Origin of the sequence: Negadavirga shengliensis (genome assembly GCF_042652345.1) — a bacterium.
Classification (GTDB): domain Bacteria; phylum Bacteroidota; class Bacteroidia; order Cytophagales; family Cyclobacteriaceae; genus Negadavirga; species Negadavirga shengliensis.
In genome coordinates this window covers 40,058-62,534 of sequence record NZ_JBHSJJ010000003.1, presented here as the reverse complement: position 1 = coordinate 62,534, position 22,477 = coordinate 40,058, and the positions used below count along the sequence as shown (strand labels likewise).

Sequence of the window (22,477 nt, the reverse complement as noted above, 5' to 3'; positions counted from 1 at the left end):
AGTGGTCCCTCCTTTTTTTAAAACCACAGATCGTCCAGATTCCTACAGATTAAATTGTCGCTGGCTTTCTGCTCAGTTTTCCGAAAATAAATCTGTGCTAAATCCGTGGATCCGTGGTCCCTCCTTTTTTTTAGGCGATAAATCCGGCTACAAACGACAATATCCTAGAAGATGAATGCATTTTTCGCTAATAAAAGGATCGGCTTCAGGTATGAATGGGATTTTTTTGATAGGTTATTGATTGGAAATTTTTTTCTTTTTGATAAAAGCACCAATAAACGATTTCAAATACAAATTTTGCTGATTTGACTACATTCAAACCCTTAAAACCTCAACTTATACGCATGAACGGAATTTATCCCGTTTGGTGTTTTTTTAGGAGGCAAAAAACAGAAATCCGTATTTAATCTAAATTTCTATATTTGTAAATTATAATTATAAATTATTATAATCATATTTTAATCTATTTACAATGAATTAGTCTTGTTATTTCGAGAAATTTATAATTTAATTTGCAATTGATCTTCCGGAGGACCTAAATTTACGTTGGATGTCAGAAAAAGGCACGCTGTGAGCCATGAACAATTTGGTATCCAATTACTTATTTTAATTAATAAAAAAACATTATGAAAAACTTAACAAAACTTTCAATCGCATTCCTGATGGTATTGGGATGCGGGCTCAGTGCGCAGGCGCAAACTGGTGATCCGGTAGAGGCAGAGGCTACCGCTACGGCGACAATCATCACCCCTTTGACCTTAACAAAAACCGGAGACATGAACTTCGGGAACATTACAGCTACTGCGGCTGGAGGAACAGTGGAACTTTCCCCCGGAGCAGTAAGGACGGCAAATGGAGTGCAGTTGCCCGCCACTACAGGGACAGTCACGGCAGCCGCCTTTGATGTTTCAGGTGCTGGCGATTACGCTTACATCGTGACGCTGCCTACCACGCATACCATTACAGAAACCGTGGGTGGGACCGCTGAAATGACAGTGGACACGTTTACTTCAAGTCTTACTAATGAGGAAGGGACTTTAGATGGAACAGGAGCGGATTCATTCACCGTGGGTGCCACCCTCAGTGTGGGTGCAGACCAAGCTGCTGGGGAATATACAAATGCTACCGGCTTTACCGTAAGTGTAAACTATCAATAACAGCACTTTATCAGTTTACATCATTACATGGTAACCTGAGCGATGTGTGATAATACCAGGAGCGGGAACTCCTGGCATTGTCACACATCATTTAAATCGGGGGGGCTTCAACTGGAAAAGTCCTTATCCCTAAGATCAGGTCGCCCGCATGAGATTTCAATATTTCCCGCATGAAAACGCGAATATCACTATTCATCTCTCTCTGCCTTCTCTGGCTGATCTCTGTGGAAGCCCTGGGGCAAGGCGATTTGATGATCTACCCCAAACGGCTGGTATTTACTCCGGGCCAACGCACCATGGACATCACCTTGGTCAATACAGGCAGCGATTCAGCCAATTACAATATCAGTTGGGTCAATTACCGCATGACGGAAACCGGCAAATTTGAAGAAATAGATGAACCGGATCCGGGAATGTTGTTCGCTAGCAGCCAGCTCCGGTTTTTTCCGCGGTCAATCAGCCTCGCGCCAAATGAAGCGCAAAAGATCAAAGTACAGCTCATTCGCCCGCAAAGATTGGAAAAAGGCGAATACAGAAGCCATATGATGTTTAAAGCCGCCAAGCCCGCCGCTGTCCTTGGTGAAGAAACAACAAAAACATCTTCAGATGGCATTTCCACAAAACTGGTTATGCATTTTGCCCTCACCATTCCGATAATCATAGAATCCGGAGATCTACAGGGGAAAGCCAGTGTCTCAGCCACTTTACCCTATGAAAAGGAAGACGGTACCCCGGTCATTGACTTAACGCTGACAAGGGAAGGCGACAAATCCATGTATGGGGATATCAAGGCGGTCCATTTGTCCGATGAGGGCGTATCCCGTGAGGTGGCTTTTGTGAAAGGCATCGCGGTATATACACCGCTCGATTCAAGAAAATACACACTGAAATTGAAAGATTTTCCACAAACAGAATGGTATAATGGTGAAATCACCATTGAATACACGGCCCAAGAGGGAAAACGGGAAGTCTTGGCCAGAGAAGTGATCAAGCTCCGGTAAAAGGGAAAACAATATCAAAACCCTAATGAATATCTGTTTACATTTATCCATTGCCAAAACAATATCCCATAAAGGCTTCCTAATCCTTATATTGATGTTTTGTTTTTGCAGTTTTCGGCTCTCCGGGCAAATTCAGGTTTACAATGAACAACCCTTATCCTTCGGGTCATTCATCGTAAAGGATGCCGGCGGTACGGTGCATGTTTCGTACTCCGCCGAGAGAACCGCAACCGGAGATATCATCCTTATCAACCAGTCAGAGAATTTCTCCCCATTGGTCTATGGCATAGAGGCACCCATTGGGACCCTGATCCATATACAGAATGGGCCGGACATGAAGATGTACGGCGACAACGGCGGGGAACTTACCGTCAGCCTCGGCGCATCGGATAAAGGAACCTCCTTTGTCAGCACGGTGGCCCCACCTGACAGAAACCTGGTTTATATCGAGGCCACAATATCGGTCAACTCAAGAAATATCACCCCCCCCGGTAATTACGCGGGGTCTGTGTCTGTAACATTTATTCAAGAATAATGAAACAAGATGTGGGGGACCATAAGGGAAAACAGTATGCGTCTATCTGACATATGGAGCAAATCCGCTCTGTATGCATATCCCTTTTTGGTTTTATTCCTGATTTCCCTTCCCACCTCAGCGAAAAATGACCCGGCGGAGGAATTTGATGAAATCCTGATCTACGTTCAGTTATCAAAATTTGGAGGTACAGAGCTTCCGGCAGCCATAAGAGACACCCAGCTTTATCTGTCCTTTACCGATCTTTTTGATTATTTAATGATCAAATATGAAATAGCGGAAGACAACAACATTAAGGGATTCATCAGGAATGAAGAGGATACCTACCATTTAAATCTTTCTGACCTGGTACTTTCTTACAAAAACCAGCTTATTGATCTTTCCCAAGAGGCATTGATTCAGGAAGATGGTTTTATATACCTTAACTCCTCCTATTTCGGAGAGGTATTTGGCCTTCATTGTACTTTTAATTTCAGAGACCTTTCCGTACTGCTGGAGACGGATATCGACCTGCCCGTCATCAAGGTAATGCGGCAGGAGATGATCAGGAAAAACCTCAACAAGCTGAACAAGGTCATTGACCCGGACACCATCATCAGTCCCCAAAGGTCGGTCTTTAAACTCACCTCACTGGATTATGACCTGGCACTCAACCGCCAGTACACCAATGGAAGGGGTGAGCAGGCGGGTCAAATACATGTATTTAACCAAAACAGGGCCTTTATCGGTCTGGGAGGAGAACTGGCCGGTGGGGAGTTTTCCGGACAGATCCGGCATTTCCAGGGCACACCCCTCCGGCATGTCAATTTGCATTACCAATGGCGACATGTAAACAACGACAACAAAGGCCTGCGCCAGGTCACCTTGGGAAGACTTATCCCCAATGCCGCATCCACCATTTTTTCTCCTGTATCAGGGGTTCAGGTTACCAACGCCTCTACTCTTTTGCGAAAATCATTTGGAACATACAGAATTGAAAACCATACAGAACCCGACTGGACGGTGGAACTGTATGTCAACAATGTATTGATAGACTTCACCACGGCTGATGCAGCCGGGTTTTACAGTTTTGACGTCCCCTTAAATTATGGAAATACGACCATCCAGTTAAGGTTTTATGGTTTGCATGGTGAAGAACATTTCACCGACCAACAGATCAATATCCCCTTTAATTTGGTTAGAGCCAAAGAGTTTATATATAATGTCAGTGGTGGTTATGTGGATGATGGTGTTGGGAATTATTTTAGTCGGATAGATGTAAATTACGGGCTGACCAATTTTGCCACCATCGGTGGGGGCATGGAATACTTTACCGCCATCACTTCGCAGCCTTTTATGCCTTTTGTAAACAGTTCGTTGAAAGTGTGGGACGGATTTTTGGTCTCCGGTGAATTCATGCCGGGCGTGAGAACAAAAGGGTCCCTGAACTACAGGGTTCCATCCGGAGCGAGCTTGGATATGAAATACACCAAGCTGGAAAAAAATCAACAGGCGATTATCTTTAATTACCTGGAAGAGAGAAAAGCCTCGCTTTCAATCCCTTTTCATAATGGCAAAACCTCCATTTTCAACCGCCTGTCAGTCACTCAAACGGTATTCGAATTCAGTACCTTCACAAACGCCCAGTGGATGATATCCAGCAGGATATTGGGAATACCTACGAACATTTCCGCTATCGCCAATATTTTTAACGGAAATATCTTCACCTATTCTACCTTCTCCCAGACCTACAGGCTTCCCAAGCGGATAAGTTTAATGCCTCAGGTTCAATATAACTACAACCAGAACATGGTAAGTAACGCATTAATCAGAATAGAAAAACCCATTTCAAAGCAGTTTCATTTAAATGCGTTTTATCAGCATAATGCCATGTCCAAAAACAACATATTTGGAATCGGGTTCAGATATGACCTGGGATTCGCCAACGGCAACACAACCACGAGAGCAAGCAGTAAAGACCTCGTCTTAAGCCAACTGTTGCGGGGAAGCATACTTTTTGATCACAATACCCATCATTTCGAATTTAACAATCAGGTGAATGTTGGAAAAGCCGCAATGACCATTTTGCCGTTCTTGGATGTAAACGGTAACGGGATAAGAGATGAAGACGAACCTCTGGTCCATGGGCTTAAAGTGAAAATCAGAGGAGGTAGCATGAAAATCGACAAAAAATCCGGGGCCATACGGGTTTTCAATTTGATCCCTTATGAAACCTATATTATAGAAGTAGACCCTTTTAGTTTGGAAAACATTGCATGGAGGATAAAAGACCCGGCGATTCAAATCAAGGTCTTTCCCAACAGCTTCAACAAAGTGGAGATCCCTGTGCGCGTAGAAAATGAAGTGGCAGGCACCGTCATGGTCGGAAACTCCAAAAAAACTATCGGCGGAATAAAAATCATTGTCTATGATGAACAAAACCACCCGGTTCACACCACGGTTTCAGAATACGACGGCTATTTCAGCATCATGGGCGTAGCGCCCGGCTCTTATGTGCTCCGGCCTGATTCGGTTCAATTACAAAAATTGGGTTATCAGTCTACAGAAATTCCCGGTAAATTTGAGGTAAAACTCACTGAGGAAGGGGAGTATATTGATGGGTTAGACATCTTGATTGAAGAAATTATTCAGAAACGGCCCCTGGGGGATTCCGAAACACCGGCCAAACAAAAACCGGGTGTCCATGAGGATGAAATAACAAATGCCGATGAAGCAAATGCAGAATCTAAAAAAGATATGGACCGGTCCACCGCCACGCAAAAAGGAGATGCAACAGATCACCTAATTGAAGAGCGCACCAATACCCCTGTACCGGTGATTTCCCACGAAGCGCCCGGCTTGAAAAATGACAGGCTGTCTTTAAAGCCGCCTCCGGAAACTCTTGATAGCGCAAAGAGAGAATTGGGTATTGTTAAGGTTATTACTTCTGAAAATGCCTTGACCCAGCCAGTTGTCGCGGATCCTAAATCCACCCCTGCCGATGAATCGGAAGGGGAAATGGCAGAACATGCTCAGGATAATCAGACGGTATATAAAATCCAGATACTCGCGACGTTGAATAAGCCCACTTCACCGGTTACCATTGCTGCTCTGGAAAAACCAGAAGTCAGGTTGGAAAATGGTTGGTACAAGCATTTCTATGGACATTTTGATTCCTACGAGTCTGCCCAGGATGCTTTACAAGCAGTGAAAGCTAAAGGGTTCCCCGATGCATTCGTTGTCCATTTCAAGGATGGTGGAGAGGACGATATTCATCTTCCTGGAAAAGACACGCCTCAACCTGACCAAGTGCATTATAAAATCCAGGTGCTGGCCAATCGTATACCGCTGCCTACGAACCACCGGTACTTCAGGGATTTGGAAGATATTTCCCTGGAATACCAGAACGGGCTTTATAAATATACTTTGAAAACAAAATTCACCTATAAGGAAGCCGAAAAAAAATTGAAGCACCTTCGGGAGAATGGTTTTAAAGATGCTTTTATTACAAAATACAAAGGGTATAAAAGAATAGCCCCATAACCTCAAAAAAAAGCCATCCTTAAAAAAGGATGGCCAGATTCAGCATATCCGTATCTTATTTACTCCTTCACAAACGGATAGTCATCTTCTACATATACATCTTCAAAAGCAACCTCTCCGTCAGGCCAATCCGACTCCTCCGCAAATTTGACGGCGTCGGCCACTTTTTGCTTCACCCTGGCATCAATCTCCTTGATCTCTTCCTCGCTCAACAGCTCGTTCTCAAGTATGGTCCTTTTCACCTGTTCAATCGGATCCCGCTGCTTGTATTCCTCTACTTCTTCTTTGGTTCTGTATTTTTGGGGATCAGACATGGAATGTCCTTTATAACGGTAGGTCCTGAATTCCAACAAGGTAGGCCCGTCTCCTTTTCTCGCTCTTTCGGCAGCCTCTTTTACCGTTTCGTGTACTTCCTCCACATTCATGGCATCTACCGGGAAAGAAGGCATATCATAAGCTTCGCCCAGCGTATAGAGATCTTCCACATTCGAAGACCTTCTTACGGAAGTGCCCATGGCATAACCATTGTTCTCGATCACAAAAATCACCGGTGATTTGAACAGCATGGCCAGGTTCAGTGCCTCATGGAAAGCCCCCTGCCTAACGGCACCGTCTCCCATGTAACAGATGCATACGTTTTTGGTACCTTTGTACTTTTCGGCAAATCCCATCCCTAATCCCATGGGGATCTGGGCTCCTACAATGGCGTGGCCACCGGCAAAATTCCTCGACTTATCAAATATGTGCATGGAACCGCCTTTTCCTTTCGTGGTTCCGGTTTTTTTCCCGAAAAGTTCAGCCATTACTGCGCCGGGATCTGTTCCCAGTCCAAGCGGGTGGGCGTGACACCTGTAGGCTGTGATGTATTTGTCATCCTTTTCCAAAGCCGTTATGGCGCCGGAAGCACACGCTTCCTGACCGATGTATAAGTGACAAAATCCCCGTATTTTTTGCTGACCATACAACTGGCCGGCCTTTTCTTCAAACCTTCTCATGAGCAGCATGCTCTCGTACCAATAGGTATAGGTTTTTTTGGAATATTTAACTTTTGATTTGGTCGTACTAGAACTCTTCTTTGCCATATTGTATTCTATAAAATATGCTAACTTTGGGGCCAAATATAATCAAAACGAGTGAAATTTGAGCCTTTTTGCGAAAATAGTGAAAAACAAGCAGCTTTCATCCCATGCACCTGAAAAATCTGAAATTGATACAGTTCAAGAACTACCGGCAGGAACAACTTGATTTTTCCCCGGAAATGAACTGTTTGTTTGGTGTAAACGGGGCCGGTAAAACCAATTTGCTTGATGCGATACATTATCTCTGTCTCACAAAAAGCGCTTTTAATACGGTTGATTCTCAAAACATTCTCCACGAAAGTGATTTTTTTAACATACAAGGGGAATTTGACCTAGAAGGCAAACCTCTACAGGTCACCTGCATACAGCAGGCAGGAAGAAAAAAGCAGTTTGAAGTCAATGGAAAGCCTTACGTCCGGCTGAGTGAGCACATCGGCTTATTGCCTTTGGTACTTATTGCTCCTGATGACACGGTAATCATCAACGGGGGGAGTGAAGAACGTAGAAAATTTTTCGACAATATCATGTGCCAGTCCGATAAAAGTTACCTGGAACACCTTATCAGGTACCAACATTACCTGAAACAAAGAAATGCCTTGTTGAAAAATTTCTCCGAAGGGCAGAGATTTGACCGGCTGCTGTTGGAACCCTTTGACCGGCAATTGATTCAGCTCGCCAAAGCCCTCTATATATCCCGAAGGACTTTTATAGAAAAGTACCTGCCCATCCTCACGGAGCACTATGCAGCCATTTCAGGTAAAAGGGAACATATTCATATCGAATACCAAAGCGATTTATCCGATGACCGCTTTGAACAGGTTTTTCTTCGGTCGCTTGATAAGGATCTATTCCTAAAAAGAACCGGATGTGGTGTCCATAAAGATGATTATATTTTCCAATTAGAAAAATATCCCTTAAAAAAATTCGGTTCACAGGGGCAGAAGAAATCCTTTCTAATCAGCCTTAAACTGGCTCAATTTGAAGTTTTTAAAAAATTAAAGGGTGTTAAACCTATTTTATTGCTGGACGATATTTTTGATAAACTGGATGATTTCAGGATCAGCCATCTGATGGAAGGGGTGGCCAAAGGTGAATTTGGACAGCTCTTCATTACGGATGCCAGACCTGAAAGGTCAAAGGAAATCCTTCGGGAATTACCGATGAATATCCTCTGCTATACCATTTTCAATGGCCAGATACAATCAGCCGATCTATCCTGAAACCACTGTACCTGGTGGAAATCAATACCTTCTTTTCTTGACGATCTGCCCGTCTATTGACAGTCGGCCCGGCCCTGTAAGAAACAGCGTGACAAAAGTGAGCAAAAAAAGCAAGGGCAGTTCCTGTCTGTTAAAAGGATCATCCGCATGTACGATAAAAGCAATGACGGACATGTTAATCATAAGAGGTATCAAAATAATCCTGCTCATGAAGCCCAGGATAAGAAAAATAGAACAGAAAAACTCAGCAAAAATGACAAGTTGCAATGAAAGCGCGGGGCCCAAGCCTATCGGGTCTGCAAAAGTATTTAACCTTTCGCTGAAACTGGTGATTTTCCCCCACCCATGGGTGAGAAGCATGGCTGCGGAACCCAACCTTAGCAGTAGCAAAGCAATATCAACCGCAAAAGGCCTATTGGAGAAGATGATTCTTTTCATGTGTTCATAATTGATTTTTAGCGGTCACATAGCCTGCCCCGAACTTGTTTCGGGAGAATCTCGCATGCGCTATAATAAAGAATATCGTCGTATCCACTTAACAATAGCAGTCAGGGCAGTTCATATGTGCAGATAACATAAAGTTCGTTTGCCTAAAAGTATCGAATTTTAGTCAATATTTAAAATGCCTCATAAAATTCCTGATCAACTGCCTTTTTTTCGCATGATGACAATGACCTCTCCCTATTTTTCCCAAAGACTGGGGGGATATATCCCCTCGTCATGAAGCCCTTTTAACGATGCGATCACTTGTTCCCGATCCTGCGTATAAGTCACGCCAAACCAGGTCTTTCCCCCTTCAAGGATCTTGATCTTCGCCAGCCCCTCTTCGATTAGGGAATTGGCCACTTTAGGAATGTAAAACTCAGATTTTAAATTGTCTCTATGCTCCTCAAGAAAGGCCTTCCACAGACGCTCCGTCTGCTCGAAAACAGAAGGGTGAAATCCCCAGCAATTCATGGAAACAGGATTATCCGGGGCAATTTCAATTTCCTCATTGCCCTCAATATGCATGATGCTGTTCCCATGCCGGGATATCGAGGTTCTTTCCACCATACCGGTCAGATACCCCTCTTCATCATATTCGCATACGCCGCGGCTCACCGTACCATGTTCAGAAAGCACATTTTTTATAGCATATCCCACCATGCAGTGTAGATCCGGTCTGACGGAGCTTTTTAAAAAACCCGATAGCGCAGTCAATGCCTCTTTTCCATAAAAGTCGTCTGCATTGATCACCGCGAACGGCTCATGAATGGCCTCCCTGGCACAAAGGAGAGCATGAGCTGTGCCATAAGGTTTCACCCGCTCTTTCCGGTAATAGTCACCGGGGACCAGACTGTCCAAGGATTGAATGACAAATTCGGTTTTGATTTTGTCGCCGAATTTCGGAAGAAAGATTTCCTTCGTCAGTTCCAGAATTTCCTTTCTTACTATAAAAACCACTTTATCAAAACCGGCTTTTATCGCATCATAAACTGAATATTCTAAAATGGTCTCTCCGTTAGGCCCAAAACCATCTATTTGTTTGTCGCCACCATATCTGCTGCCCAATCCGGCCGCCAGTATCAAAAGAGTAGGGTTTTTCATATGATTATGATTGTATTTTATCGGCCATATGGAACCTCGCATGCCTTATAATCATCCCAGCGTGTGGCGTTTTCGTCATGCTCGGTTTCATAATGCCGATTCAATAATAATTCCGATCCTATCATCGATAAAGGGACGCGCATCGAGCCGGTAAGGTTATTGCCAAGCCCGTTGTTGTCCCTTATCAAAGCGGCAAAGTTAGTTTTTTTGTATAAGCGGTGGCAGTTTTTCTTACACTTTTTTATATCCGGCTCCGCAACAAACTAGAATAAAAGCTTAAAAACTAAACTCGTTTAACAATTATTTATGAAAAAAAATACGAATTAAGATTTAAAATTACCTTCTATTTTTTTATTTGAATCGAAAATTGAGATATTAAGCCGTTATTTAACCCATATTTCTGATTTTTTACAAAAAAATACTGAAATGGAATTGGATTATCCGTTTGTGTTTTTAATTTTGTAAAAAATCAATTTTATTCAATGAAAATCGGCAACAAAACATCAATACTATTAATGATATGAAAAAAATAGAGGCGTTAATTAGAACTTCGAAATTTGACGAAATCCACAAATGCTTATCTGGGTTAGGAGTCAAATTTCTCACATTTTATGAAGTGAAAGGAATGGGACTCCAACATGCAAAGACCCAAACTTACCGTGGTGTGGCTTATGAGCCCACATTCATTCCCCGTACCAAATTAGAAATCGTGGTGCCGGAAGAACTGGAAGCCCCCGTAATCGAATGCATCCTCAGAGAGGGCCGTACAGGCGAAATAGGGGATGGTAAAATATTCGTTTCCGCAATCCAGGAGGCATATAGAATCCGAAACAACGACATAGGTGAGGCTGCCCTGTAATCAAGCCGATAAGATTCTATCCCCTTATCTGTCCATTCCAACTTAATTAAAGAACAACATTATGAGCCAAGAATTATTTACGATAAATAACTTATGGATGATGATGGCCACCATATTGGTCTTCATCATGCACTTGGGTTTTGCCGCTCTGGAAGCTGGGCTTACCCGGGCAAAAAACACCGTGAACATTTTATTCAAAAACACCATCATACCCGCTTTGGGACTCATCACCTATGCCATCATTGGATTTAACTTAATGTATCCCGGTGATGCTTTTGAAGGCGGCTTTTTTGGTCTGAACGGATTGGGCCTGAGCCTTCCTGAAGGCTGGGACAGCTACGCCTATGATGAGGGTTATACCTTTCTGACAGATTTTATCTTTCAGGCCATGTTCGCCGCCACAGCCGCCACCATCGTATCCGGTGCGGTGGCCGAAAGGATCAAACTGGGGCCGTTTCTCTTTTTCTCCCTGTTGTACGTAGGCATTTGCTATCCTATAGTAGGCATGTGGAAATGGGGAGGGGGATTTCTTGACACGATGGCCACACCCTTTTATGACTTTGCGGGATCCACCATTGTCCATTCTGTAGGCGGGTGGGGTGCAGTCATGGGAGCCTTCCTGCTGGGACCAAGGATTGGAAAATATAAAGGCAAGATCACCAATGCCATTCCGGGGCACAATATCCCTTTGGCCACATTCGGGGTTTTCCTTCTGTGGTTTGGTTGGTTTGGATTCAATGGTGGCTCTGTGCTGTCCGCTTCTCCCGGGGAAGTTTCTTATGTCTTCGTGACCACTGCCCTTGCCGCCGCAGCCGGTGCATTCGGTGCCTTGCTGGCCTCCTATCTGAAATTCAAAGCCTATGATATCACCATGGTACTCAACGGCATATTGGCAGGCTTGGTGAGCATAACCGCAGGCGCTGATCTGATGGCCACCTGGGAGGCAATAGTGATCGGATTTATCGGCGGAACACTGGTTGTATTTGGGGTGGTGTTCTTTGACAAGATCAGAATTGATGATCCTGTAGGGGCCATTTCCGTTCACCTTGTATGTGGCATATGGGGGACTCTCGCAGTGGGCATCTTCGGTGATTTGGCAGGGGGAGCTCAAATACTGTCCCAACTGATTGGCATCGTCACCATTGGTGTCTTCTGCCTTGCCTTTAGCTTCATTGTCTTCTATACCATGAAAAAAACCTCCGGTATCAGGGTGGATGAACAAGAAGAGTTGGAAGGACTGGACATCAATGAACATGGCATGCATGCCTATCCAGATTTTGCCACAAAGGAATAAATTTGACTACAGCTATATAATTGCTAAAAAGAGGGAAATAGGTTATCTCCCTCTTTTTTCTTTTATTTTCATGCTATCCAAAGAAATTCACTTTCTTCCGGATTTTTTCATGGGGTTCGGTCCGGTGGATGTTCCCCGGGGAGCCATGTTCTGCTTGAACATCTCAAACTTGGAAGGCATCAACTGCCTTGGCCAGTGGTTATTGGTTTCATCTATGTCTGCCGTCTCGCGATAAGGATCCAAGGTAATTCTTTCCACTTCCTTTTCCTTTGCAAAAACCTTAGTGACTTCATATTCATCCAATCTCCAGATTTGGGCCGGTAATTTCTCTACATCAGAAGTCCCGTCTTTGTAATGAAATTCAATGATCAAAGGCATCACCAAACCCCCTAAATTATGGAATGTGATTTCATAAAAATTCAAGCCACTTCCCAACAGGCGTTTTTCCTCTGCTCCAAGACTGTTGATAAAATCCCTATAGGCTTTTTCATCCTCAGGTGTCACCCTGAACCTTTCATAGCTGTTATAAAAGTCCCTTGCACTGGGATCCCTTTCCACTACGGTTTCCGTCACGTCGTTCCGGTTTCTGGACTTGGTTAGATACTCTTCCTCTCTTTCAAACTCCGCCTTCTCGTCTGCCTTGACGTCTTCCGGTTTCCGGGAATCTATTTTAAACCAATTCACTTGCCCTATCGCCATATCCACCGGATCAGTTCCGTAAAACCAGCCTCTCCAAAACCAATCCAGGTCCACCGCTGAAGCATCTTCCATGGTTCTGAAAAAATCATCGGGTGTGGGATGTTTAAACTTCCACCTTTGTGCATACTTTTTGAAAGCGTAATCAAATAATTCACGTCCCATCACGGTCTCCCTGAGTATATTCAAAGCTGTAGCAGGTTTGGCATACGCATTGGGGCCAAATTGTATTATGTTTTCCGAGTTAGTCATTATAGGTTCCAGCAGGTGCTTTTCGCTCCTCATATAAGGCGCAATTTTATGGGGTGGGCCTCTTCTGGACGGATAATCACGTTCCCACTCCTGTTCAGCCAAAAACTGCAGGAAAGTATTCAACCCCTCATCCATCCAAGTCCATTGACGTTCATCAGAATTGACAATCATCGGGAAAAAATTGTGCCCTACCTCATGGATGATCACGGAAATCATCCCGTATTTAATGGCATCAGAGTAAGTCCCATCCGTATCTGGCCTGCCGTAATTAAAACAGATCATGGGATATTCCATACCATTGGTGGCTTCCACGGATATGGCTACAGGGTAGGGGTAATCAAAGGTACGGGCTGAATAGGATTTTAAGGTGTGGGCCACTACCCGGGTGGAATACTGCCCCCACAAAGGGTTAGCCTCTTTGGCGTAATAGGACATGGCCATCACGTCTTTATCGCCAACTTTCACCGCCATGGCGTCCCATATAAACTTGCGGGATGACGTCCAGGCAAAGTCCCTGACATTTTCTGCATGGAAAACCCATGTTTTCTTATCGGTGGCTTTTCCCTTTTCCAATTTTTCAGCCTCGGATTGGGTTCTGATCACCACGGGTTGGTCGTAAGTTGATTTGGCCCGGTTCCACCGGTCCAGTTCGGTGCTGCTCAGTACTTCCCCGGGGTTTTGCAATACCCCGGTTGCGCCTACCATATGGTCAGCGGGAACGGTGATTTTCACCTCATAGTCGCCAAAAACCAGGGCAAATTCCCCTCTGCCCACAAATTGCTTGTTTTGCCATCCTTCAAAATCGGAATACACCGCCATCCGCGGAAACCACTCCGCCATGGTATAAAGGTAATTCCCGTCCTTTTCAAAATACTCATAACCCGGTCTCCCTCCGATAAAACTCATCCGGTCATGGATATTATAAGTCCATTCAACTGAAAATTCATATTTTTCCCCGGGAGCCAGTGCTTCAGGAAGGTCCAGTCTCATCATGGTCAGGTTAACCGTAACAGGAATGTCATTTCCCGTGGCATCTTTTACCGAAAGGATTTTGACCCCCAAATCCAAGTCGTGCCACAGGATGTCCTGAAGCTGTCTCAGGTTCATCTTGGGATCGATGGTATTGGTAGCCATCTTTGGGGTTTCGGAATCCTTATCTCTCTCGTTTTGGTCAAGCTGGATCCACAAATAATCCAGCGGGTCCGGGGAATTATTAAAGTAAGTGACCTTTTCACTGCCCTTGATGGACTGGTTCTCATCATCCAGTTCCACCTCGATCTGGTAATCGGCCTGCTGCTGCCAATACATATGCCCCGGTGCGCCGGAAGCGGTACGGTATACATTGGGAGACCTCAGCAGTGGCCCCAGTTGCTCAAAACGCTCTCCGTGTCTCTGCTGGTCAATTTGCGCCAAGGCGATTCCATATTGAAAAAGCCCCAGGGTCAATAATGCGAAAAGTTTTTTCATTTATTTATAATTTGTTTTTCAATATCAATCCCAAACATACCGCTCATCATATTCCACATTATACTTTTTAAGGATCGCCCGGTATTCATCCTGGAAGGTTTTCTTGCTGTGATGTTCGAACTGGTTGGCAATATAACGCTTTACGACATCTACTTCGGACGGCTTGACGGAAAAAGCACCATAGCCGTTTTGCCAATAAAAATCATTGAATGATCTACTTTTTGTTTTCATCCATTTCGATGAACTGGATTTCAATTCTTCCAAGAGTTTCATCAAAGCTACCTTTTTGGACAACATACATAGGACATGGACATGGTCCGTATAACCTCCAACCGGAATTGTCTGACATTCGAGCTGATTGCATATACCACCCAGATAGCTGTACAGTTCCGAAGCTATTGGAGGAATGATCAGGGGCTTCCTATGCTTGGTGCTAAAAACAATGGGGATGTAGTTTTTTACAAGCGACTGGCCCATAACAGTTTACTTCGCCCCTTCAGGGCTTTGGTTATAGAATTTGGTTTGGGGAGGGGCTACGCCCCGTCGTTTGCGAATTTTGCCCTTTCAGGGCTGGATCGGCAATAATCAATACCCCATTGAATAAAAGCCTCAAAATAGCAACCCGAATATATTAAATCATGATCAAGTATTCAATATCTTTCTTAGCCAATTCAGGGAAACTACTCCTAAGACTTTCGCTTCCAAATGGCTAAATGCGACTTCATGATTTTTTGCGGTCACATGCTTGCGTGCCGTAATGCCCTTCAGCATGCAGGCATAGAACCTCACATGTTTCCCCCACCCCCCCGATAGCTACCGGGGCTATCGGGGCATCCCATGGTGTATTCCGCACGCTGTTGCCATAACTTTAACGTAGGCACCCAGCTGGCGGATCATGCTCGGTTCTATATTCATAAATCTTTTCATTTCAGTAATTCCGTAACGCATCATAGCCCTGAAAGGGCAAAATTTATCACCAAAATTTATTTTCCAACATCATCATGACAGACATACCCAAAACGATGGAGGAGACAACCAGAATCCATTCCTTCCTGTTTACCCCGAATATCCCCACCACTAAGGAAGAAACGATGAGGAAGACACCCACGATGATCAACTGGCCCGCTTCAAGCCCCAAGTTGAATGCCAGCAGGGGCTGGAAGATGGACGACTCCTTTCCGAGAAGCGACCTGAGGTAATTGGAAAAACCCAGACCGTGGATCAGACCAAAAAAAAGAGCAAAAGAATAGTTAAGCTGCACCCCACTGCCACTTGAAGGCTTAGGCCGGAGGATATTGGTGAAGCAGGTAACGGCTATGGTGACGGGAATCAAAAACTCTACCAGATCGGTATTGATCTGGACCAGCCTTAAGGTGGCCAATGCCAGTGTCAATGAATGGCCAATGGTAAAAGCGGTGACTAAAATGATGATTTTCTTCCAGTCCCGCATCAGATAAACCACACAAAGGGCGATTACAAAAAGAATATGGTCAAAGCCGTCAAGATCCAGAATGTGCCGGACACCCAGGTTAAAATACAGTTGAAATTGGTTCATGCAATCACTTTATAGGAATAAATCCTGTTTCAAAATTTTGTCGTAATATTAACAGATATTTCACAGATAATATAAAAAAACCGTTTCAAATGCCTGTTTTTAGTTCCATATTGACCTTATTGTTACTAATCCTGAATATCCACCCGTTTTATATCAGCCTGACCGATATGGTCTACAATAATGAAAGTAAGAGGGTGGAAATCGCACAAAAAGTCTTTTGGGATGACTTAGAAGTGGCGCTCAGTAAAACCAACGACATCGCGGTCGATTTTCTCCGTCCGGACGACAAAGAACAGTTGGACCGGATGATCAAAGATTATCTGTTACAGCACAACAAACTTGAAATCAATGGCAAAGCCATCGCTTTAAATTATCTCGGTTATGAAATCGAGGAAGATGCCGCATGGTTTTATATGGAGTCGGAAGTGGCGCCTTTGCCAAAGACCGCAAAAATAACCAATGAAATATTGATCGCAGACTTCCCTACTCAGCAGAATATCGTCAACTTTTATGTAGGGAAAAGCCCAAAAAGCGCTATCACCCAAAAGGGGAAGCCGATAGGCCAATTGGTTTGGTGATGCTTTTATCTTTACCGCATCCGAATACACTATGAAAAAAGGCTGCCGAATTTGGCAGCCTTTTTCATTTTTGTCTATTAAATTATGGATTACTCAAAAACCCTAGCTCTGGATCTCATGGAGATAATGCTCTCTCCATTATCCAAAATCACCTCAAATATAAATGCGATTTCCGCATATCCGCCAGCTGGAATATTGATGGCAACATTGGGGCGTTTCTCACGAAACTCAGCTACCGTAGTCGTGAAAGTAACTTGGTTTCCACTTCCGGCGATGGCATTCTCAATATAATCCCCATCTGTATTCAGCGTACCGGGGTTAATGGCTGTTCCACCTGCAGCGACTCTTCTGATTTCACTGATGGACCTTCCCGAGTTTTGTGGAATCTCCATGGTGAATTCGATCGAACCCCCTGAAGATTCTGAAACCTCAACATAAGGATCAAAGCCGTGGGAAGTAGCATTGACAAATACCAATGGGATCTCGGGTCGATTATCCCTGTTGAAAATCCCATAATCGCTTTCACAGGACATCAAGCTTGTTAAAGCGAATATTGTTAATATTATATTTAATGTATATTTCATCGTTTTACCAATTTGAATTAATTCACATCCCACCAAATTTTCACATTAGGAAGAATCACTTCGAAATTAGGATTTCTGGCTATTTCCTCATTTATATATTGGGCTCTTACAGGCCTGGTACCGTCAATTCCCACTGCATTTTGGTGATCTTGTAATACAGGGTATCCGGTTCTCCTATAGTCATTCCATTGTTCCAATCCATTGCCATATAAAGCAATGTATTTTTGTGTTATGATTTTCTCCAGATTTTCCTCCTGGGTACCATTAAGAGCTACCTCATCAGGATGTGCAGCAAAGTAAGCATCGATATCTCCGGCATTCATACCTGCATGGGACATCGAAGCCCTTATACCAGCTTGATAATATGCCTCAGCATCACCGCTTGTCCCCAACATCAAAGCAGACTCAGCCAGAATGAATTGGGTCTGGGAATGGGTCAATAACCTTACCGGTCCCTCTCCTTCAGCACCTGTCACATAAGAGCTAAACCTCGACCAAGAACTCGTGGGAGTAGGCAATGTGCCTCTAAATCCATTATCTATAGTCACATACGAACCTGTTGGACTGGTCACATACAAAGGTAGCCGGGGATCTTCCTTGCTTTGTAGCAAGTTGACAAAACGGGTACTGATCATCATATCATTCTGGAACAAAGACACATAAGTCCATTCATAAACAGGTGCCCTGCTACCAACAGAAGAACCAAATCTAACACTCAGGTTTTGGCTGTTATCATTGATATAATTATTGCCTGTGATTACCGCTGCAATTTCATCACGTGCCCTGTCAGGAGCCACTACAGAAATGGTATTGGCCAATTTCAACAGAAGAGAATTGCCGGCTCTTTTCCAGTTGTCAATGTTGCCACCATAGATGATATCGTCGGTACCAGGATTGATGCTTGAAGGCACATCCAAGTCCGCCAAACCTTCTTTAACCAAATCGAAAAGACTCTGAACACCATTGCCTCCCAAGTAAATATTTTCCTGGGCATCTCTTCTGGGCTGGGTGTTCTCATCACCTAACAGGGCCTCAGAATAAGGGATATCTCCCCACACATCCGTGGTCAAAGCGAACGTATAAGCCATCATGATCTTGGCTATGCCACGGTAAGATGTAGAGTTCAATTCATCAGCAGCCTCCATTAGGGCCTTATACGTTATGAGCGCACCATAGTATATTTCAAATCTCCATTGGTTGTTGAAATTAGCGCCGTCGATATTGTAAATATCAAAAGCGGCCGGACCTCCGGCTGCACCAGCAGTAACGCTGATCACGGTAGAACCAAATCTGTTCAGTTCATTGCCATTGGCAAAGGCAGTTCCCGCCAAGCCGGCTGGCAGCAATACATCAGGCGTAACACTTACCGGGTTGTTGGGTGTTTCATTGATATCCAGGAAATCCGAGCAGGCTGTAGCCGTCAGCATCAGACCGGCGACAATTACGCTATATATTTTTTTCATGTTTGCTTTCATTACAGGGTGAATCTTAAATTAACACCATAATTTCTTGTTTGAGGAGCACCATTCAAGTCCATACCTTGAATATTTCCTGCACCTTGGGTATTCACTTCCGGATCCGCTGGGAATCCCGGAGCGAAGAAAAACAGGTTTCTAGCGCTAACGCCAAGAGAAGCCTGGCCGAAAGGTGTGTTGTTCAGCAAGCGTGTTGGTAGACTATAAGCCAGTGACAGTTCTCTCAAACGATACACTGTCGCGTCAAATACCGCCCCTTCAGAGGCCAGTCCTCCTAAGTTACTATAATAGGTCTGGGCAGGGATCTGGATGTTGTTCGGTCTATAGGTGCCATCGCCATTATCGATCACTCCTGGCAGTATTCTTGGCTGGTCACGGTCGATACCTGTATAGTCAATGTGCCCGCCTGTTCTCAAATCCACCTGACCAAAAGAATAGAGCTGTCCCCCGACCCTGGCGTCAATCAAAGCGGTGAGCACCAGTCCTTTATAAGAAAAAGTATTCATCCATCCACCGATCCAGTCGGGCTGGGGAGTCGCTACTACCTGCCCGGGTACACCAGGTGCGAACGCGCCGGTCGCAGGATTGATCAACAAGTCGCCGTTTTCATTCCGGGGATGTTGGGTCGAGATAATGACGCCATAAGGATGTCCAACCGCAATAGAAGGGGCAATACCCAAGAAACTGTTTCCGGGAATGGTCGAGTTGTCCACCCCTTCGGCTATAAAGTTTACCATGTTCCTGATTCTCGTAAAATTCAGGTCAGTGGTCCACATAAAGTCGCCGGCCGTCAGGACAGTGGCACTTAAAGTAGCTTCTATGCCTTTATTTGTCATTTCCCCGATATTGGTGGTACGGGTATCATATCCGGTTGAGGGAGAAATAGCAACATTATAAATTTGGTCTGTACTCACCGTATTGAAATAGGTCAGGTCTAAACCGATTCTGTTGCGGAACAATTCTACGTTCATCCCGAATTCATAACTTGAAACAAACTCAGGAGAAAGATTCATACTCCCGATCCTGGTTGCCGGGAAAAATCCAGGAATACTTGCCCCTCCTACACTTATAGGGAAGTTAATACTGGCTACGTTGTTTCCATAAGTTGCCTGTGAAAAGACCGACTGCAGCAAGTAGGGGTCCGCATCCCTACCTACTTTAGCAATGTTACCTTTCAATTTAAGATAGGAAAGTATATCCGATTCGATGTTGAAGGCTTCGGTAGGAATAAAGCTCACGGCCACCGAGGGGTAAAAATAGGCGTTGCTGCCTGGAGGAAGTGTGGAAGACTGGTCCACCCTTCCTGAGAGTTCCAGGAATATAAATTCATTATAATCCAAACTCAGCTGGGCATAATGTCCTATCAACCTCCTCCTGGTACTTTCTTCCAGTGAATTAGTGAATACTCCTGCGTTACTGACATTATCGAAACCCGGAATGGTCAATTCATCTCCTACTACCCTGATATTCTGGTAATCCCTTTGGTTGATGTTCTGCCCCAAAAGCAGATTCGCATTAAGGCCATCGGTCAGGATATTGAATTTCCTCATGTTGATCATAAGGTCCCCATTCAGTTCGGACCTGAACAATACGTCTTCATTCAGTTGACCTTGAGGCGCTCTACTCGCACCGATCCTTAGGGTCTGTTTTCTCCGGTCTGTATAGGTATCTGCTGTGACCCTGTAGGTGACATTTAACCAGTCAGCGAAATCATAGCCCACGGTCAGGTTCCCAAACAACCGGTCTACATTGGAATCAAACAATTCATGCTCCGTACTCCACAAAGGGTGGTTTTGAGAAAGGCTATAATAAATACTTCTTCCCAGTTCGTCCTGATAGGGTCTTCCGCCAAAATCAAATGATCTCGGTATCCTTGTAATCTGCCCCATGGCCGATCCGCCGTTACCCGCAGTACCGTTTCTCTGCTTGGACTTTACGTAGGTCATGGTCCCGCCTACCTTGATTCCGTTTTGGAGCTTTTTATTCCCCCCTACCTGTACATTATACCTGTCAAACCCTGTATTGGGGATGATACCCTCCTGATTGGTAGAGTTCAGGGACAAGATATAGTTGTCGTCGATACTTCCCGAGGCTATATTGACGCCGTTTTGAAAAATGGTACCTTGGCGAAAAAACAGATCAAAGTGGTCGGGAAATGCCCTGTAGGGAACTTCCTCGCCTTGGGTGTTGACCACTGTATCAAAACCCGGTGTACCGAACCTCGGCCCCCAAGAACCTGTGGCGGTGGGCACGAAATTGCCTTGAGTACCTTGCCCATATTCGTTTTGCAGGGATGCATAGTTAATGGGATCCTGTAAATTAAAGGAGGAAGTTACAGTGACTTCCGTTTTGTCCTGCAGGCCTCTCCCGCTTTTAGTCGTGATGATGAGCGCACCGGCAGAAGCCCTGGAACCATACAATACAGATGCGGCCGGGCCTTTCAAAACATTCACCGATTCGATCATTTCCGGCGCAATATCCGCTAAGCGGTTAGAGGGCTGGGAACCGAACAAGGTATTTTGGGTATTGTCTGTATCATTACTGAAAATGATACCGTCCACCACGATCAGTGGTTGGTTACTGCCGGTGAACGAGGTGGTTCCCCTGATATTGATATTGGTAGAAGCGCCGGGATTACCGGAGGCACTACCGATATTAACCCCTGCTACCCTGCCTTGGAGGGTATTGAGGATATTGGGTTCCGACCTCTGAGCAATGGCATCGCCTTTTACTGACTGGACCGTATATCCAAGTGACCGCTCGTCCCTCTCGATGTTTTGGGCCGTGATAACCACTTCGGCCAACTGCCTCACATCCGGTTCCAGAACCACATTGATTTCGGCTCTGTTTCCTATAGATATTTCCTGAGTTGCAAAACCTACATAGCTAAAAACCAATACGTTAGAACCTTCAGGAACACTCAGTGTATAACCACCATCCAGATCTGTCACAGTTCCAATGGTGGTTCCTTTAACACTGATACTCACTCCAGGGATTCCATCCGGCTCCTCCACCGATGTCACCCTACCGGATACTGTACGACTCTGCGCCATTACCGTCATTACAGACAGCGTTATTAACGCCAAGCCTAGTAAAGCTTTCTTCATACATTTAATAATTAAGGTTTTTTAACAATTATCTGAATGCAATTATCAATCAATTTATTCATAAATACAAAACAATACAACTGCGATAATGCAACTATAAAACTATAAAATTTGGTAGAAACAAATATTTAAAAAATTTAGATAATCAAAATAATAGAAAATAAAACAAAATGCATTATTTAACTGTCATTTAATAATATTATAACATTAATATGGTACTATATATAAGAAAAATATAATTTTACAAATCTGATCAAATCAAATTAATCATTCCGTTAATAACATTTAATTCTATTAAATATAAAAATAACAACATAAAATTTTGACGGCAACGGTTGCCTGCCTAATTTTTATACTGCCCGGGCATCCTATTCTAAAAAAGCCGATGATTAAAACGAAAAATTAAAACGCAAAATTAGTATTTTTCAAAATTATATTATTCTGTAAAATAATTAATGATTTTTAAAAAAAACATGATCATCATCCCTTATAATTATCAATTCATTAAA

At 44.1% G+C, this 22,477-nt stretch carries 17 protein-coding genes; 8 read left to right on the top strand and 9 right to left on the bottom strand.

Annotated features, from left to right (window positions below):
• Window positions 1–626: 626 nt before the first annotated feature.
• From ACFPFU_RS05520 to ACFPFU_RS05505, 4 genes are all read left to right on the top strand, one after another.
• Window positions 627–1,157 (top strand): DUF4402 domain-containing protein, encoded by a 531-nt coding sequence (locus ACFPFU_RS05520; protein ID WP_377062338.1) that lies wholly within the window; start codon window positions 627–629, stop codon window positions 1,155–1,157.
• Window positions 1,158–1,327: 170 nt separating this feature from the next.
• Window positions 1,328–2,158, top strand: coding sequence for a hypothetical protein (locus tag ACFPFU_RS05515; RefSeq protein WP_377062336.1), 831 nt, complete (start codon window positions 1,328–1,330; stop codon window positions 2,156–2,158).
• A gap of 94 nt (window positions 2,159–2,252) precedes the next feature.
• Window positions 2,253–2,693: a DUF4402 domain-containing protein gene (locus ACFPFU_RS05510; protein ID WP_377062334.1), complete on the top strand. Its 441-nt coding sequence runs from the start codon at window positions 2,253–2,255 to the stop codon at window positions 2,691–2,693.
• Between the two features lie 36 nt (window positions 2,694–2,729).
• Window positions 2,730–6,215 carry a hypothetical protein gene (locus tag ACFPFU_RS05505; protein ID WP_377062332.1) on the top strand — a complete coding sequence of 1,162 codons (3,486 nt, stop codon included), beginning with the start codon at window positions 2,730–2,732 and terminating at the stop codon, window positions 6,213–6,215.
• A gap of 59 nt (window positions 6,216–6,274) precedes the next feature.
• Here the strand turns inward: ACFPFU_RS05505 and pdhA are convergent, their stop codons facing one another.
• A complete protein-coding gene (gene pdhA, locus ACFPFU_RS05500; RefSeq protein WP_377062331.1) occupies window positions 6,275–7,297 on the bottom strand; it encodes a pyruvate dehydrogenase (acetyl-transferring) E1 component subunit alpha in 1,023 nt (340 codons plus the stop codon).
• 104 nt (window positions 7,298–7,401) lie between these two features.
• On the opposite strand from pdhA, the gene recF reads away from it, so the two are divergent.
• A complete protein-coding gene (gene recF, locus ACFPFU_RS05495) occupies window positions 7,402–8,514 on the top strand; it encodes a DNA replication/repair protein RecF (protein ID WP_377062329.1) in 1,113 nt (370 codons plus the stop codon).
• Window positions 8,515–8,535: 21 nt separating this feature from the next.
• Here the strand turns inward: recF and ACFPFU_RS05490 are convergent, their stop codons facing one another.
• Both ACFPFU_RS05490 and ACFPFU_RS05485 read right to left on the bottom strand, forming a co-directional pair.
• Window positions 8,536–8,952, bottom strand: coding sequence for a DoxX family protein (locus ACFPFU_RS05490; protein WP_377062327.1), 417 nt, complete (start codon window positions 8,950–8,952; stop codon window positions 8,536–8,538).
• Window positions 8,953–9,195: 243 nt separating this feature from the next.
• Window positions 9,196–10,101: a nucleotidyltransferase family protein gene (locus ACFPFU_RS05485; protein WP_377062325.1), complete on the bottom strand. Its 906-nt coding sequence runs from the start codon at window positions 10,099–10,101 to the stop codon at window positions 9,196–9,198.
• A gap of 520 nt (window positions 10,102–10,621) precedes the next feature.
• Between ACFPFU_RS05485 and ACFPFU_RS05480 the strand changes: the two genes are divergently transcribed.
• Both ACFPFU_RS05480 and ACFPFU_RS05475 read left to right on the top strand, forming a co-directional pair.
• Window positions 10,622–10,960 (top strand): P-II family nitrogen regulator, encoded by a 339-nt coding sequence (locus ACFPFU_RS05480; RefSeq protein WP_377062323.1) that lies wholly within the window; start codon window positions 10,622–10,624, stop codon window positions 10,958–10,960.
• A 61-nt stretch (window positions 10,961–11,021) separates the two neighbouring features.
• Window positions 11,022–12,254: an ammonium transporter gene (locus tag ACFPFU_RS05475; protein WP_377062322.1), complete on the top strand. Its 1,233-nt coding sequence runs from the start codon at window positions 11,022–11,024 to the stop codon at window positions 12,252–12,254.
• Between the two features lie 87 nt (window positions 12,255–12,341).
• Here the strand turns inward: ACFPFU_RS05475 and ACFPFU_RS05470 are convergent, their stop codons facing one another.
• The 3 genes from ACFPFU_RS05470 to ACFPFU_RS05460 form a co-directional block, all read right to left on the bottom strand.
• Window positions 12,342–14,669 (bottom strand): M1 family metallopeptidase, encoded by a 2,328-nt coding sequence (locus tag ACFPFU_RS05470; RefSeq protein ID WP_377062321.1) that lies wholly within the window; start codon window positions 14,667–14,669, stop codon window positions 12,342–12,344.
• A 24-nt stretch (window positions 14,670–14,693) separates the two neighbouring features.
• Window positions 14,694–15,146 (bottom strand): IS200/IS605 family transposase, encoded by a 453-nt coding sequence (tnpA, locus tag ACFPFU_RS05465; RefSeq protein WP_377062319.1) that lies wholly within the window; start codon window positions 15,144–15,146, stop codon window positions 14,694–14,696.
• A gap of 496 nt (window positions 15,147–15,642) precedes the next feature.
• A complete protein-coding gene (locus ACFPFU_RS05460) occupies window positions 15,643–16,224 on the bottom strand; it encodes a HupE/UreJ family protein (protein WP_377062317.1) in 582 nt (193 codons plus the stop codon).
• A gap of 89 nt (window positions 16,225–16,313) precedes the next feature.
• Here ACFPFU_RS05460 and ACFPFU_RS05455 point away from each other — a divergent pair, with 89 nt between their 5' ends.
• Window positions 16,314–16,802 carry a DUF6702 family protein gene (locus ACFPFU_RS05455; RefSeq protein WP_377062316.1) on the top strand — a complete coding sequence of 163 codons (489 nt, stop codon included), beginning with the start codon at window positions 16,314–16,316 and terminating at the stop codon, window positions 16,800–16,802.
• Between the two features lie 89 nt (window positions 16,803–16,891).
• On the opposite strand, the gene ACFPFU_RS05450 is transcribed toward ACFPFU_RS05455, so the two are convergent.
• From ACFPFU_RS05450 to ACFPFU_RS05440, 3 genes are all read right to left on the bottom strand, one after another.
• On the bottom strand, window positions 16,892–17,335 hold the full coding sequence (locus ACFPFU_RS05450; protein ID WP_377062315.1) for a hypothetical protein: 444 nt from the start codon (window positions 17,333–17,335) through the stop codon (window positions 16,892–16,894).
• 68 nt (window positions 17,336–17,403) lie between these two features.
• On the bottom strand, window positions 17,404–18,849 hold the full coding sequence (locus ACFPFU_RS05445) for a SusD/RagB family nutrient-binding outer membrane lipoprotein (protein ID WP_377062314.1): 1,446 nt from the start codon (window positions 18,847–18,849) through the stop codon (window positions 17,404–17,406).
• 11 nt (window positions 18,850–18,860) lie between these two features.
• Window positions 18,861–21,968, bottom strand: coding sequence for a SusC/RagA family TonB-linked outer membrane protein (locus ACFPFU_RS05440; RefSeq protein WP_377062312.1), 3,108 nt, complete (start codon window positions 21,966–21,968; stop codon window positions 18,861–18,863).
• Window positions 21,969–22,477 lie beyond the last annotated feature (509 nt).